Source organism: Bacillus sp. (in: firmicutes) (assembly GCA_017656295.1).
Taxonomy (GTDB): domain Bacteria; phylum Bacillota; class Bacilli; order Bacillales; family JACDOC01; genus JACDOC01.
The window spans coordinates 1-14,565 of record JACDOC010000021.1 but is presented as its reverse complement, the minus strand read 5'-3'; the positions used below and the strand labels follow the sequence as shown (position 1 = coordinate 14,565).

Here is a 14,565-nt window from a genome sequence, read left to right as displayed (position 1 = left end):
TATATAACTTGGTGCTAGTAGCCATTTTAATTGCTTTCACTGCTTTTTTTGTAGCTTCTGAGTTTGCAATTGTGAAAGTGAGAAGTTCTCGTATTGATCAACTAATCGAAGAAGGTCACAAAAATGCGGTGGCTGCGAAGAAGGTTATTACCAATTTGGACGAATATTTATCTGCTTGTCAACTCGGCATCACCATTACCGCGCTTGGACTAGGTTGGATTGGTGAACCAGCAGTGGCTAATTTATTAGAGCCGTTATTTTTACGTTGGGGGATTGCTAGTTCTCTTGCTCATGTCATTTCATTTGCCATCGCCTTTTCAACCATTACGTTTCTTCACGTCGTTGTTGGTGAACTAGCGCCAAAAACAATGGCGATTCAAAAAGCGGAATCCATTAGTTTATTGGTCGCACGACCACTCATTTGGTTTTACCGAATCATGTATCCCATTATTTGGTCGTTAAACAGTGCGGCTCGACTCGTGACAAAAGTGTTTGGCTTGAAGCCAGCATCTGAACACGAATTAGCGCATTCAGAAGAAGAATTACGAATTATTTTGTCTGAAAGCTACAAAAGCGGAGAAATCAATCAGTCTGAATATAAATACGTGAACAAAATTTTTGAATTCGATGATCGTATCGCTAAAGAAATTATGGTACCACGTACCGAAATTATTTCTTTATCGAAAGACGATACGTTTGAAACCTTCTTACAAGTCGTTACAGAAGAAAAATTTACACGCTATCCGATTATCGATGGAGACAAAGACCATGTCATTGGCCTTGTCAACGTGAAAGAAGTTTTAACCGATATTTTGAATGTAAAAGACCGTTCGACAAAGACGATTGAAGATTACATCCGCCCTATTATTCGGGTCATTGATACGATTCCCATCCATGACCTCTTGTTGAAAATGCAAAAGGAACGTATTCATATGGCCATCTTAATGGACGAATACGGTGGTACCTCGGGACTCGTCACCGTTGAAGATATCATTGAAGAAATCGTCGGTGAGATTCGGGACGAATTTGATATGGATGAAGTACCCCATATCCGTAAAGTAAAGGAAGGTCACTATATATTAGACTCCAAAGTGCTTGTAAACGAAGTGAATGAATTGTTAAACATTCATATCGAAGACGAAGATGTAGATACAATTGGCGGATGGGTGTTAACCCGAAATTACGATGCGAAAGAAGGAGACATTATCGAAATCGATCAATACGATTTCAAAATTATCAAAATGGAAGAGCACCATATTAAATATATTGAAGTAAAGAAAAAGAGTATGACGCAAGAGCCCCAAACGCCCTTATCTCTTGCCAAAACGGAAATCTACTCATAGCTCGAAGGAATGACATCCGTCGTTCCTTCTTTTTTATTGGAAATGATTGTTAGTTGAGACTTAATTTGATACAGTAAAAAGGAAATATATTACCATTAAGAGGTTATGGTTATGGAACAAAAACAATCAGCAAGCCGTTTTGACTGGACGTTGGCGTTTATCCTGCTATTATTTTTCATCATTAGTTGTTTAGCCATTGCGAGCGCCCAAATTACTAGTCCTTATCATACGAATTTCGTTTTACGCCAAGTCGTTTGGTATGTAGTAGGTTTTGGAATTATCTGTAGTGCCATGCTCTTCGATCCTGATCAATATAAACGTCTTTCATGGATTCTCTATATTTTCGGTGTGTTGTCCCTAGCCTTGCTCCACGTAGCTCCAGACAGTATCGCTGAAACACGAAACGGGGCGAAAAGTTGGTTTACGTTCGAACATATTGGATCGATTCAACCTTCAGAGTTTATGAAGACGTTTCTAATTTTAGCGGTTAGTCGATTAATTATGAAGCACCATGAACGTTATCCGGAGAAAACATGGCAAACCGATATGATCTTACTTGTAAAAATTGGGGTGACCGTACTTATTCCGCTTGGATTTATTATGATGCAGCCGGATTTAGGAACGAGTATGGTTATTGTTGCGATTACCAGTGGGCTACTGCTCGTATCGGGTATTACATGGAAAATCCTACTTCCTTTGTTTATGACGGCCTCTCTTTTCGTTGGATGTGTCATTTTCATTGCTCTTTATGCTCCTCATTTATTGGAGAAGTATCTTGATTCTTATCAAATCGCGCGGATTTATTCTTGGCTTAATCCATACGATTATCAACAATTAGAAGGGTTTAATTTAGTTCGCTCATTAACAGCTATTGGTTCCGGAGAGATTGTTGGAAAAGGATTTAAAGAACGCGAAGTATATGTTCCCGAAAACCATACCGACTTTATTTTTAGTGTCATCGGTGAAGAATATGGTTTTATCGGTGGAAGCCTCGTCATTTGTTTATACTTTTTCCTCATTTATCATATGACAAGGATCGCCCTTGATACGAACGATCCTTTTAATTCGTACGTCTGTGCCGGTATTATTTGCATGACAACGTTCCATGTCTTTCAAAATATCGGCATGACGATACAAGTACTCCCAATTACGGGAATCCCTCTCCCTTTTATTAGTTACGGCGGAAGTTCATTGATGGGGAATATGCTAGCTATGGGCATTATTTTTAGTATCCGCTATTACCATCATTCGTACTTATTCGCTTCAGAAGAAAATCGGGTGTTAAGTATATAATTCACTTGTTTTTTTCAACCAAATGAGTATAATAAATGGAAACAATAGGGAAACATCGGTGAAGAAGAGAGTAGTGAATAGGGGATTAAGAGCGAGCTAGGGATGGTGGAAGCCTAGTATGAACCTATTCATGAAGCGCACTTCGGAGATGCTGGTCCGAACCAGTAGTAGGGTCAGACGGTACAACCCGTTATCACTTGTCAAGTGGTCATCTTTTCTCAAGATGGCAAAAAGAGTGGCACCGCGAGAGTATGCTCGTCTCTTTCTGAAGAGGCGAGCTTTTTTATTTACGAAAAGAAAGGGAGCGTTTGTTTATGAACTTACACGTCTTATTCGCTGAACAATTAGCCGAAGTTTTACCTGATCATTGGACAAAAGATAAAATTGAATCGTTGATTGAAACACCGAAGCAGTTGTCGCATGGCGATGTCGCCTTTCCATGTTTTCAGTTAGCAAAAGAGTTCCGTCAATCACCGGCCGACATTGCCAAAATGATTGCTAGCAAGCTCACCTCTCCTCTCTTTAAAAAAGTAGAAGCCGTCGGTCCGTACGTGAATGTCTTTTTCGATAAGTCGGTTGGAAATTCAGTCGTGAACACGATTTTACAAGAGCAACATAGATACGGTTCGCATACGTTTGGCCAAAACAAAACCGTCGTCATTGATATGTCTTCACCTAATATTGCAAAACCATTTTCCATGGGACATCTACGCTCAACTGTTATCGGTCAATCCATTGCCCTCCTTGCTGAAAAATGTGGATTCCGTACGGTAAAAATTAATCACCTTGGGGATTGGGGGACACAATTTGGAAAGCTCATTACCGCGTATCGCCTGTGGGGAAATGAAGCGGAAGTAAAGGAAAAGCCAATTGCCTCCCTGTTTCAATTGTATGTACGTTTTCACGATGAAGCAGCTAAAGATAAGAGCCTAGAAGATGTAGCACGAAAAACGTTTAAAGCATTAGAGGATGGAGATGAGGAGGCACTACTATTATGGAAATGGTTTCGAGATGAGTCGTTACAAGCATTTAAGCAAATCTATGAGCTGTTAAACGTCTCCTTCGATTCGTATCACGGAGAAGCTTTTTATAACGATAAAATGGAAGAAGTCATCGAATTACTAAAACAGCATCAATTGCTTGTGTTATCGGACGGAGCCGAGGTCGTTGATTTAGCGGATGAACAGCTGCCACCGTGCTTAATTAAAAAGTCAGATGGAGCTACGTTATATGCCACCCGAGACTTGGCTGCCGCACTCTATCGTCAACGTGAATATAAGTTCGACCAAGCCATTTATGTCGTCGGTCATGAACAATCCATACATTTTTAACAAATTTTTGCGGTGTTAAAAAAGCTCGGATTCGACTGGGCGAAAAACATGGTTCACGTCCCGTTCGGCTTGTATTTAAAAGATGGGAAAAAGATGTCTACTCGAAAAGGACGAGTCATATTATTAGAAGAGGTGTTACACGAAGCCATCCAATTAGCGAAAGAAAACATCGAAAGGAAAAACCCGCATTTACCGAACAAAGAAAAAGTGGCCAAAGCGGTAGGAGTTGGCGCGATCGTCTTTCACGATTTAAAAAGCGATCGAATGAACTCCATCGAATTTTCATTAGAAGATATGCTTCATTTTGAAGGAGAAACAGGTCCGTATGTCCAATATACACATGCGCGTGCCCATTCCCTTTTACGGAAACATTCGTTGGCCTCCTATGAATATACTGGATTATCTGATGAGGATAGTTGGGAAATAGTAAAACTTCTTCAGTCCTTCCCAGTTGTAATTGAAGAAGCGTACAAACAACTGGCTCCACATTTAATCGCGAAATACGTGATCCAGCTGGCACAGGCATTCAACAAATATTATGGGAAAGTTCGCATTCTTGCAAACGATGAGGAGCTTCCTTCCCGTCTGGCACTTGTGAAGGCCGTCACCATTGTTTTAGCAGAAGGCCTTCGATTGTTACGCATTCAAGCACCAAATGAGATGTAAAGCCCTTTACATCTCTTTTTTCCGATATGAACTGTAGGTGACGCTTTGATTAAAAGATGATATACTTCTCATGAACAAAAACGAGAGTAAAAGGAGATTTTTTAACATATGTCAGAGTTGATTCATCACATTGAACAATGGTTATTAGAGTTTGGTGTCATCGGACTATTTTTCGTTTCTTTTGCGGATTCATCGTTCTTTCCAATTCCTCCGGATGTGTTGCTCATTCCGATTAGCTTAGCCCAGCCGGAAAAAGCATTATGGTTTGCGTTTATCACGACGGTTGCCTCTGTCCTTGGGGCACTCTTAGGTTGGTATATTGGTAAAAAACTAGGGCGACCAGTATTACGGTATATCATTTCCGAAGAGCGGATTGTGAAAGTAGAAGACTATTTTCAAAAGTACGGTTCGATGGCTATTTTAATTGCGGGACTCACCCCGATTCCTTATAAAGTATTTACGATTTTTTCAGGGATTTCGAACATTAAAATTCGTACATTAGTTTTCTGGTCGGTCATAGGACGCGGCATACGATTTTTCCTAGAAGCAATCATTATCTTAACGCTTGGTGCGAAAGCAAAGCCATTTATCGAGGAAAACTTTACGCTTCTCACGGTTGTCGGTGGAGTGGTGATTATTGCCGTCTTCCTTATTTACAAATGGCTTCAGCGAAAAAAGTCAATCGTATAGAGGGCGTTTCGATTACGCCCTCTTTTTTTATAGGCTATGTATATGTTGTTGATTTTTAGCATGTTATTTACATGAAGCGAAAGGCGGCGACTCTCAGCGAAAACAGCAAGCCAAGCAAGACCCATACTTGAGCGTAGCGAGGGAAGCGGCTTGCGGCTTGCCCGCGGAAAGCGTCCGCCACAAGCGAAATGTATACATATCAACAGTATCGTTTAACAGAGCCTTTCTATAAAGAAAAATTGTTGAATCTAACTTTTGGTTACCAACGTAAATAATATTAGTAAAAAGAAAGGGGAGATGGCGTTGATGAATGAGAATTGCCCTAAGTGTAATGGTACAGAATTTGCCGAGGGTACCGACTTCATACCAATCAAACCGTTAGATAAAAAATTAACCATATCTACGTATTCGAACAAAATTTTTACTTTTTGCCTTAATTGTGGAGAAGTTGTTTCGATTAGAATAGAAAATCCGAATAAGTTTCGTTAATAGCTTTCTCTTCGTCCCGTACGAATGTGCATACAAAAAACGTTATTCGACAAGGAATAACGTTTACACACATTAAGCCGGAAACTGGTCATCTGTAGGTGCTACCTTGATAGCGTCATAGGCTAGCTGTAACCGCCCTTTTATATACGCTTGAGGATCATACGCCACATAATGCCCTTTTAACCGATGCATTTCAATGTCGGCAAACGTACCTAGCACACGACATACATGATCAAGGGCTTTTTTCAAATTTTCCACTTCTGTGTAATAGTGACGATTCATACACGTATACGAAATTTCATCTGCTGTTCGACGAATATCTTTTAATGTCTCCATATCAAACATCGCCTGATTCATTGCATCCCCTCCCTATTTTATGTATATCTTTGATGCTCCCATTTTATGAAACGAATTGAAATCGGATTCATCATTCTGTTCCTAGTGAGTGCTAAATTAGATATTTATTTTTGTGTTTTTTTTACACACATGGGGGGAATTTAGGTGAAAAAAGTGGTCGATTCGGTGCAAATATCTCCTTGTTGAACAGACCAACTACCCTAGTTCTCTATTTTTTTATGAAACGTTTGGTGATTTTTTTACAAAAATGCCTCGATTACGATAAACTTATCGATTTTAATCGATAATAAGAGCTGAATACTTTGAATACTGCTTCATGGATAGCAATATGTATTGCCTTTTTTTTAGGTGTATTCGCTGCCATAAGTAAAAAGAAAAAACACTAGGTGATTGGCACCTAGTGTCCCTTACTATAAAAATCGTGCTTTAGGGATGATGGTAAGGTGGTCCATGTTTTGATACTTTTAATGACATCTAATCTTGATTTTGTCTTGGAAATTTTAACGCCTACCTGGGAGAACTTCTGAACTAACTGCATTAATTTTTGCTGATACGAATCCAATTACTACCACTCTCCTACATTCCCCTCTACAAGGATGTATCTATGTATACGAAAACGAACGTCAAAAGTTTCATAAAAATATTCACTAACGTAAAAAGTTAACCTGAACTAGCACAAATAGAAGCTTCCTTACTCAACCAACCGGAAGCCTCTATTCGTCCCGTTAATACATTTTTAAAAACATTGAAACGACCGAATTCGTCTCGTATCCATTCCGTAGTAACCCCAGTAAGATCCATACCATCTCCAACCGGCCACTGAGGTTCGGCCGATATACGTTGGGTAAAACCAAAACGACCTTAAATTAGTTAAGGTGACATAGGTGTATTTGTTTAAACATCCGTAAAAGGCACCTGGGTCAACGGCTTGTAAACTTGGTCCTTCTTGCACTTGAGGGGTAAACGACGGCGGTGGTGAACTTGGTGGGCCTCCAAATCCTTGCTGTTGTCCCCCTCCAGGAAAAGGAACTAAACTAGGTGGTGGGCCAAATCCTGGTTGTTGCCCCGCTCCAGATGGTGGAGTCGTCGGATAACCACCGTATCCTGTTTGATCATATGGTGGATAACTTGGCTGTCCCAATTGACCAAGAAAATAATCTAATGGATTAAACTGACGATGATACATGGGCATTCCCTCTCTTCTTTTTTCCTTCCCTTTACCTTATTCAAAGGAAAAAGATATGTGCGAAATCCCATGTTCATTGTCTGCATCTACTTAAAATCTTTCATGTAGTATTTCTTTATCCATTAACGTGAGTTTATAAAGAAACGCCTGTGGGAATTTATTCTTCTTTATTAATTCGACAATGTTATCATTGGTAAACCCAAACTCGTAGCTCTTTCCCATTTCGGTTAGTACAATGGACTTGATACACGGGAACCTCTCTTTCAAGAATGATAGTTTCACCAATTAGAGTACTAGTTACCCGTCCCATTTCAAGATAATTCGGAATGAGTTCGACTTTATATGAAGAAGATCTACCTATCCCCCCAACAGAAATTTCAAGAGCATCCTCGTTGTCTAGGTCTCGATCTCCAAAAAGCAGAAGGAACTTCAAATTATCTTCTGCTCCATAGTCCATAAATTTCATCGTATCAACGAGTTCACCGTCGATATATTCTTCAATTTCGTATAAAATTCCGACATTGGAATGAAGGTTTCCTTGTAAGATATAGCCGGTTGCATTTAAGTGGGTTACACTTAAAATTCGAAATTCATTCTCTTCAAACGTATAAGGCTTCAGTTGTAAAGAAGATACATCCTGTTCGGAACAACTTGCGACAAAAAAAAGCATACTTCCCACAAAGAACAATTGAAATCTTCGTAACATTGATCTTTCTCTCACTTTCTTAACAATGTCGGTAAGCTAGAAAGGTCATCAACCACGTAATCTGGTTCCACATCAAGTTCATCAAAAGGCAGTCCTGCGCGATTTACCCACACCGTTTGAAAGCCGAAGTTTTTCGCTCCGGCAATATCCCACGCATTTGCGGACATAAACAAGATGTGTTCTCTTCCAACCCCTAACCGATGGACAACATGCTGATACACCATTGGTGACGGTTTGTACTGCTTAATTTCATCTACGCTAATAACTTCATCAAAATATACTTCAAACCCAGCATGAGCTAATAATGGAGTTAGCATCGATGCAGGTCCATTTGAAAAAATGGCCCGAGTTTTGTTGGAAAGGGCGGTTAACGTTTCCTTGACTTCTGGAAACGGTGTTAATCGTTCGTATTGATTGAGGAGCTCCTTTTCTGCTTCTGGTGTTAACTCCACCTGCTCGAACCGACACGCATAGCGTAACGCTTGTTTTGTAATGACATCAAATGGCACATAGTTTTTCATTACCTGTCGTAAAAAAGCATATTCAAGCTGCTTCTGTCTCCAACGTTCACTCACTTTTGGACCTTTCTCCCCAAACAAAGACCGACACGTTTCCGTTACCGAAAATACATCAAAAAGCGTTCCGTACAGATCAAAAACAAGCGCATCTACTTTCATCAATTTCATCCTTTCTACCAATATAAATCAGATTAATGCATATAAATAACGCAATTGAGGTTCATAAAAATTTTGTTGGGGTAAACAAAGAAGAGGTATTGGTATATGGTAGTTAACAGCTTCCTTTGAAGTTAAAGATTAATTTGTACATACGATTTATGGCGGCTATAACACGATTGATTACGTGTTCACCGATAAAACTACTCAGTATCGCCATAAAAAACATGTGCATCGTATCCATTACAACCCTATTTTGTTTCAATTCCTTTTGTTGGAAGTATTCTTTTATTCATTATATCATTTTTTTCCAGCGAACTATGTTCAATTGCCTTTTCATTCCTCGATAGCTCCAAATAATAGCAATGACGGTCTTTTTAGTTTATGCCCTTTTCTCAATAACGAATTTCTTCTATGGAAGTACCAGAGTTGGATATAATGCCCCTTCCTTTGGAATATGGTGTTAACAGATACTACCTCAAAGGATGGAGGGCTTCAATTTGAGTACGGAAGAAATACAGAGAATTATCCAACAAACATTACCTTATCAGGCAGACGACGGTTCGTTTCGCTTCTGCTTTGAAAATGGTATTTTAACAGACGCGTATACGATAATATTATTACGGATGCTAGAATACCCGTATGATGGACTGATTGAGCAGCTCGTAGACCGGTTATGGAAAAAACAAACGGAAGATGGAACTTGGAAGTGGTATGACGATGAAGGAGAAGGAAATGTGTCCGCAACAATTGAGGCTTATTTTGCGCTCCGCTATGCGGGGATATCTCCTTCTCACCCGAAGCTTCGCTTAGCCGAGCAATTTATTCGTAAAGAAGGAGGAATTAATCAAGCCCACTCGTTAACAAAAGTGATGCTTGCCATGAATGGACAGTACGATTGGTCCAAAGAGTGGACCGTTCCGATAGAAGTGTTGCTTTTACCAGACTGGTCTCCGTTTCAATTTCAGGATTTAGTCAGTTCTGCCCGTGTTCATATAGCACCCATTCTCGTTTGCGCGAATCAACATTTTTCGATAACAACAAACGAAACACCTAACATTCGTCCCATTCTTGGTTCTACCACTTTTCGGTCCTTTGATGAAGTAATAGATTTCTTCGAACAAGCAGTATCTCATCTTTTACTCCTACCTTCTGAACTACACCAAAAAGCATTAAAAACGGCGGAACAATATTTGCTACAACGTATTGAGCCCGACGGAACGCTGTATAGTTATTTCAGTGCAACGTTTTTTATGGTGTACGCCCTGCTTGCTCTTGGATATTCCAAAGACAATCCGGTGATTGTAAAAGCTGTTGACGGACTGATTGAATTTATATGTAACCCCGACGAAACAATCCACGTTCAAAACTCGACCTCAACGGTATGGGATACAGCTTTAATGAGCACAGCCTATCAACAAGCCGGTGTCTCCCCTTGGCACGATTCGTTACGACGTGCCGCCCGATATCTTTTACTGCATCAACAGACAAAATATGGGGATTGGGTGGATCGAAATCCAGACGTTCGTCCTGGTGGTTGGGGATTTTCTGATAGTAATACCATCAATCCAGATAACGATGATTCGGTGGCTGCCTTAACTGCGTTGTATCCATATCAAACGGATGCGAATTATCGAGATGCCTGGTTACGAGGTGCTCATTGGTTAGAGTCGATGCAAAACGATGATGGTGGATTTAGTGCGTTTAATAAAAATACCGACTCCGAATGGGTAACGTTACTTCCGTATGATGGAGCCAAATATGGGTTTTCAGATCCATCAACGGCCGATTTAACCGGTCGTGTCCTTAGTTTTCTTTGCACATATCGGAAAAAGACGCTTCAACATCGTTCGGTGAAATCGGCTGTGCGTTGGTTGCTGCAACATCAAGAACGGAACGGCTCGTGGTACGGGCGCTGGGGTATTTGTTACATTTACGGAACGTGGGCTGCTTTAAAAGGATTGCGGGCTGCTGGAGTTCCCGGCAGTCATACTGCCATTCAACGGGGTGTTCGGTGGCTATTATCGATTCAAAACGAAGACGGTGGCTGGGGCGAATCGTGCCGAAGCGATCATAAAAAGCAGTTCTGCCCTCTCGGTGTAAGCACCCCATCTCAAACCGCTTGGGCACTTGATGCCTTATTAACATGCCTCGATATAAACGACCGTGCGATTCAACACGGGATAAAAGCATTAATCAATTTAAATCACGTTAACGATTGGCGCACGAAGTATCCAACAGGCGCTGCTCTCCCTGGAGGCTTTTATATTCATTATCATAGCTATCGTTACGTATGGCCTCTCTTAACGTTGGCACATTACGAACGAAATCGGAATAAGAATGCTTAAAATGTTCTGCCCGGACGTCATATGGGGAAAATAGATGAACAGGTGGTATGCCTGAATTCAGATTGAATGGATAAGGGTTTATAATTTCGTATTTAGGTTACGTTTTTCGCTATACGGTATGTTGTGAAATGACTGTGGTAGGCGGTTTCGGCTGGTTCGATTGCTGTTTTGACTGGTGGCTTGCAGTTTCAGTCGGAGGGCTTGCACTTTCCGCCGATGGGCTTGCACTTTCCACCGATGGGCTTGCACTTTCCACCGATGGGCTTGCACTTTCCGCCGATGAGCTTGCACTTTCGGCCAATTGGCTTGCACTTTCGGCCAATTGGCTTGCACTTTACGTTTATTTTTCTCTTGTCAAAGTTTGTACTTTTGATTAAACTAAAACACAATATATCTTTTTCCCTCGTATAATTTTGGGAATATGGCCCAAAAGTCTCTACCAAACGACCGTAAATCGTTTGACTACGGGGGTGGTTTGTAATATAGGGACATTGTGCCTTTTTTGCATACCACTCCTTATTGTCAAACTCTAGGAAGGTCCTAGGGTCTTTTTTTATAAGGAGGAGGAATGTTCATGAATCAACAATTGCTTAAAGAAATGATCGATGTTAGTGCAAAACGGAAATTAGCTGACGTCGTGATTAAAAACGGAAAGATTGTGAATGTTTTCACTCGTGAAATAATGTCAGGTGATGTGGCCATTTATAAAGGAAAAATTGTCGGCATTGGTTCTTACGAAGGGAAAAAGATGGTCGATGCTGAAGGACGCTACATCTGCCCTGGTTTTATTGATGGACATATTCATATCGAATCTTCATTAGTGACACCGCAAGAGTTTGCTAGAATGTTAGCACCTCATGGCGTCACAACGGCTATTTGTGACCCACACGAAATTGCAAATGTGGCTGGAAAAGAAGGCATTCAATTTATGCTGGATGATGCCAAAGAAGCACCGATTGATTTACGGTTTATGCTTCCTTCTTGTGTCCCGGCGACGTCGTTTGAACATGCAGGAGCCACTCTATTAGCAGACGATTTAGCCCCATTTTTCTCACACCCTTCCGTTTTAGGATTAGCGGAAGTCATGGATTATCCAGCGGTTTTAACAGGCGAGAAACAGATGCTCGACAAATTAACGATGACGCAAAACGTTACGAATCAAATCGATGGACATGCCGCAGGTTTGAATATAGAAGCACTGAATGTATATCGCACAGCAGGCATTCGAAATGACCATGAGGCTGTAACTGCAGAGGAGGCATTAGACCGGTTACGCTTGGGTTTTTACGTTATGATTCGCCAAGGGTCAGGAGCCAAAGATTTACCTGCATTAATTTCTATCATCAACGAACAAACGGCACGCCGTCTTCTATTTTGCACTGACGATAAACATTTAGACGAATTAATTGAAGAAGGGACGATTGACCATAGCATTAGACTCGCCATCCAACATGGAATCGATCCTTTAGTAGCTATTCAAATGGCTACGTTAAACGCCGCCGAATGCTTTGGTCTTTATACAAAAGGGGCCGTTGCACCAGGCTATGAAGCGGACCTTTTACTTCTTAATGACTTAGAAACCATTTCCATCTACCAAGTGTGGCGCAAAGGACAACTCATCGCTCAAAACGGAACGTGTTTTCATGAGAAACAGAACGACAGAACTTTATCTGAGCAACTTACGCAATCTGTTCATTTACCTTCTATAACAAAAGAACAATTGCAAATTCCTGTGAACGATCAAGCTTATGTCATGGAAATTATTCCGAATACGATTATGACGAAAAAGCGGATTGAATCCGTCACCGTCAAAAATGGGTTGTTCGTCCCTTCTACTGCTCTAGATCAATTAAAAATAGCAGTCATTGAACGGCATCACCGGACAGGAAATATCGGTCTTGGAATTGTAAAAGGGATGAAGCTACAACGAGGGGCCATTGCCACAACGATTGCTCACGACTCCCATAACTTAATTGCCGTCGGAACGAACGATGAAGATATGTTAACGTGTATACAAGAAATCGAACGAATGCAAGGGGGCATCGTGGTCGCCGATAACGGAAAAATCATCGGAACGCTACCACTTCATATAGGTGGACTAATGTCTAAACATCCTGCAGAACAAGTCGTTGAAGAGCTTTATCAATTGGAACAAGCGCTTCAAGCTGTTGGGGCACCGACTCATTTCAATCCATTATTAACGCTGTCCTTTTTAGCATTACCTGTGATTCCTGAATTAAAAATTACCGACATGGGCTTATTTGATGTAACGACATTCCAACATATTTCTGTAGCTGTTCAATAATCAAACCCACCGTTTCTTATCCAAAAGGAACGGTGGGTTTCTGTTAAAAGGGATGTTCCTACCTATGTTATAATAATCCCGATGATGAATGAAAAAGGAGAGGTTCCTGTTGGTAAAAAAAATTGTCCTGTATGATGGAGATTGCGGCTTATGTAATCGGACTGTACAGTTTGTTTTTCGACACAATCGAACAAAAGACATTTATTTTGCTTCATTACAATCACCAACGGGGGTACAACTTTTAGAATCATATGGGCTTCCTACCGATGAGATGGATACGTTCGTATATATACGAAACGAGCATGCTTACACACATTCGTCCGGGGCGATTCGTTTATTGACTGATTTAGGTGGGGGTTGGAGAATAAGCGGTTTGTTATTTCTTTTTCCTCGTCCATTAAGAGATGCTGTTTATCGATGGGTGGCAAACAACCGACACAAATGGTTTTCGGCATCACCCCAATGCTCGCTTATGACACCAGAGATGAAAGAGCGCCTGTTGGACGAATAAGACAAATTTCCCGATAAGGTATGTCGATTTCCCGAGAAATAATGAAAAACTTGTCGTTGATTGTATTCATTTTTATACAAGTGATTTTCGCATCGATTTTTGTTGATACATATGGTGATCTGCTTTGATATACAGTTGTTCCATTTTACCTCGCGAACTGTTTGTATAGGCGTACCCTATGGACACGTAAATTGGTAAATGCGGATTATTCATATTATGTTTCTCAATTTCACGTTCAATGTTTTGGACTAAATGTTCGACTTCTTTTTCGTCTGGCATCGCTACAAGGAATACAAATTCGTCTCCGCCAATTCGAAACAACGTTGTATGTTCTGAAGTAAAATTTCCGAGTAATTGAGCTGCTTGGCAAAGTAAATCGTCTCCTCGTTTATGGCCAAATTGATCATTCATTTGTTTTAAGTTATCTAAATCACAAATTATTAAGGATATCGGAAGATCCAACTTCTCATTATATGTATCCATCAATTTATCGAAGTATTGTCGATTATACAATCCCGTTAAACTATCATGAGTGCTTTTGTACTCCAGTTCTTGTTGTAGTTCGATATTTTTTGTGATGTTTCGAATAATGGCTCTATAATAAATGTTGGGGTTTTCATACAATTTTGGTCAAAAAAAAAGACACGCAACCCCGTCATTCTTTTA

Annotated in this window: 12 protein-coding genes, 1 pseudogene, 1 riboswitch and 1 other annotated feature; of the genes and pseudogenes, 7 read left to right on the top strand and 6 right to left on the bottom strand. The window is 40.5% G+C overall.

The features are described from left to right. Positions 1 to 8: 8 nt before the first annotated feature. The 4 genes and pseudogenes from H0Z31_13410 to H0Z31_13395 all read left to right on the top strand — a co-directional run bounded on the left by H0Z31_13410 (position 9) and on the right by H0Z31_13395 (position 5,323). Positions 9 to 1,343 (top strand): HlyC/CorC family transporter, encoded by a 1,335-nt coding sequence (locus H0Z31_13410; protein ID MBO8178438.1) that lies wholly within the window; start codon positions 9 to 11, stop codon positions 1,341 to 1,343. A gap of 111 nt (positions 1,344 to 1,454) precedes the next feature. Further along, a complete protein-coding gene (locus tag H0Z31_13405; protein ID MBO8178437.1) occupies positions 1,455 to 2,636 on the top strand; it encodes a rod shape-determining protein RodA in 1,182 nt (393 codons plus the stop codon). Between the two features lie 49 nt (positions 2,637 to 2,685). Then, positions 2,686 to 2,902: a binding site (T-box leader), on the top strand. A gap of 48 nt (positions 2,903 to 2,950) precedes the next feature. Then, a pseudogene (locus tag H0Z31_13400) lies at positions 2,951 to 4,633 on the top strand (arginine--tRNA ligase). Positions 4,634 to 4,741: 108 nt separating this feature from the next. After that, on the top strand, positions 4,742 to 5,323 hold the full coding sequence (locus tag H0Z31_13395; protein MBO8178436.1) for a DedA family protein: 582 nt from the start codon (positions 4,742 to 4,744) through the stop codon (positions 5,321 to 5,323). Between the two features lie 561 nt (positions 5,324 to 5,884). Here H0Z31_13395 and H0Z31_13390 read toward each other — a convergent pair. The 4 genes from H0Z31_13390 to H0Z31_13375 all read right to left on the bottom strand — a co-directional run bounded on the left by H0Z31_13390 (position 5,885) and on the right by H0Z31_13375 (position 8,747). After that, positions 5,885 to 6,157, bottom strand: coding sequence for a hypothetical protein (locus tag H0Z31_13390; protein ID MBO8178435.1), 273 nt, complete (start codon positions 6,155 to 6,157; stop codon positions 5,885 to 5,887). A 748-nt stretch (positions 6,158 to 6,905) separates the two neighbouring features. After that, positions 6,906 to 7,361, bottom strand: a complete 456-nt coding sequence (locus H0Z31_13385; GenBank protein MBO8178434.1) for a transporter — start codon at positions 7,359 to 7,361, stop codon at positions 6,906 to 6,908. A 181-nt stretch (positions 7,362 to 7,542) separates the two neighbouring features. Further along, positions 7,543 to 8,061: a hypothetical protein gene (locus H0Z31_13380; protein MBO8178433.1), complete on the bottom strand. Its 519-nt coding sequence runs from the start codon at positions 8,059 to 8,061 to the stop codon at positions 7,543 to 7,545. Between the two features lie 11 nt (positions 8,062 to 8,072). Then, positions 8,073 to 8,747: a haloacid dehalogenase type II gene (locus H0Z31_13375; protein MBO8178432.1), complete on the bottom strand. Its 675-nt coding sequence runs from the start codon at positions 8,745 to 8,747 to the stop codon at positions 8,073 to 8,075. A gap of 473 nt (positions 8,748 to 9,220) precedes the next feature. Here H0Z31_13375 and shc point away from each other — a divergent pair, with 473 nt between their 5' ends. After that, on the top strand, positions 9,221 to 11,083 hold the full coding sequence (gene shc, locus H0Z31_13370; protein ID MBO8178431.1) for a squalene--hopene cyclase: 1,863 nt from the start codon (positions 9,221 to 9,223) through the stop codon (positions 11,081 to 11,083). A 78-nt stretch (positions 11,084 to 11,161) separates the two neighbouring features. Here shc and H0Z31_13365 read toward each other — a convergent pair whose 3' ends face one another. Continuing rightward, positions 11,162 to 11,416, bottom strand: a complete 255-nt coding sequence (locus tag H0Z31_13365) for a hypothetical protein (protein MBO8178430.1) — start codon at positions 11,414 to 11,416, stop codon at positions 11,162 to 11,164. Between the two features lie 50 nt (positions 11,417 to 11,466). After that, positions 11,467 to 11,568, top strand: a riboswitch (purine riboswitch). A gap of 83 nt (positions 11,569 to 11,651) precedes the next feature. Between H0Z31_13365 and ade the strand changes: the two genes are divergently transcribed. Both ade and H0Z31_13355 read left to right on the top strand, forming a co-directional pair. Then, entirely contained in the window at positions 11,652 to 13,388 is a 1,737-nt protein-coding gene (gene ade / locus H0Z31_13360) for an adenine deaminase (GenBank protein MBO8178429.1), read from the top strand. A gap of 88 nt (positions 13,389 to 13,476) precedes the next feature. Continuing rightward, positions 13,477 to 13,899 (top strand): thiol-disulfide oxidoreductase DCC family protein, encoded by a 423-nt coding sequence (locus H0Z31_13355; protein ID MBO8178428.1) that lies wholly within the window; start codon positions 13,477 to 13,479, stop codon positions 13,897 to 13,899. 72 nt (positions 13,900 to 13,971) lie between these two features. On the opposite strand, the gene H0Z31_13350 is transcribed toward H0Z31_13355, so the two are convergent. Beyond that, on the bottom strand, positions 13,972 to 14,412 hold the full coding sequence (locus H0Z31_13350) for a GGDEF domain-containing protein (GenBank protein ID MBO8178427.1): 441 nt from the start codon (positions 14,410 to 14,412) through the stop codon (positions 13,972 to 13,974). Between the last annotated feature and the right edge of the window lie 153 nt (positions 14,413 to 14,565).

Excerpts from the sequence above, each read along its gene's own strand:
- H0Z31_13405 (MBO8178437.1), top strand. The coding sequence starts at position 1,455 with ATGGAACAAAAACAATCAGCAAGCCGTTTTGACTGGACGTTGGCGTTT.
- H0Z31_13395 (MBO8178436.1), top strand. The coding sequence starts at position 4,742 with ATGTCAGAGTTGATTCATCACATTGAACAATGGTTATTAGAGTTTGGT.
- H0Z31_13390 (MBO8178435.1), bottom strand. The coding sequence starts at position 6,157 with ATGTTTGATATGGAGACATTAAAAGATATTCGTCGAACAGCAGATGAA.
- H0Z31_13385 (MBO8178434.1), bottom strand. The coding sequence starts at position 7,361 with ATGCCCATGTATCATCGTCAGTTTAATCCATTAGATTATTTTCTTGGT.
- H0Z31_13380 (MBO8178433.1), bottom strand. The coding sequence starts at position 8,061 with ATGTTACGAAGATTTCAATTGTTCTTTGTGGGAAGTATGCTTTTTTTT.
- H0Z31_13375 (MBO8178432.1), bottom strand. The coding sequence starts at position 8,747 with ATGAAATTGATGAAAGTAGATGCGCTTGTTTTTGATCTGTACGGAACG.
- shc (MBO8178431.1), top strand. The coding sequence starts at position 9,221 with ATGGAGGGCTTCAATTTGAGTACGGAAGAAATACAGAGAATTATCCAA.
- ade (MBO8178429.1), top strand. The coding sequence starts at position 11,652 with ATGTTCATGAATCAACAATTGCTTAAAGAAATGATCGATGTTAGTGCA.
- H0Z31_13355 (MBO8178428.1), top strand. The coding sequence starts at position 13,477 with ATGAAAAAGGAGAGGTTCCTGTTGGTAAAAAAAATTGTCCTGTATGAT.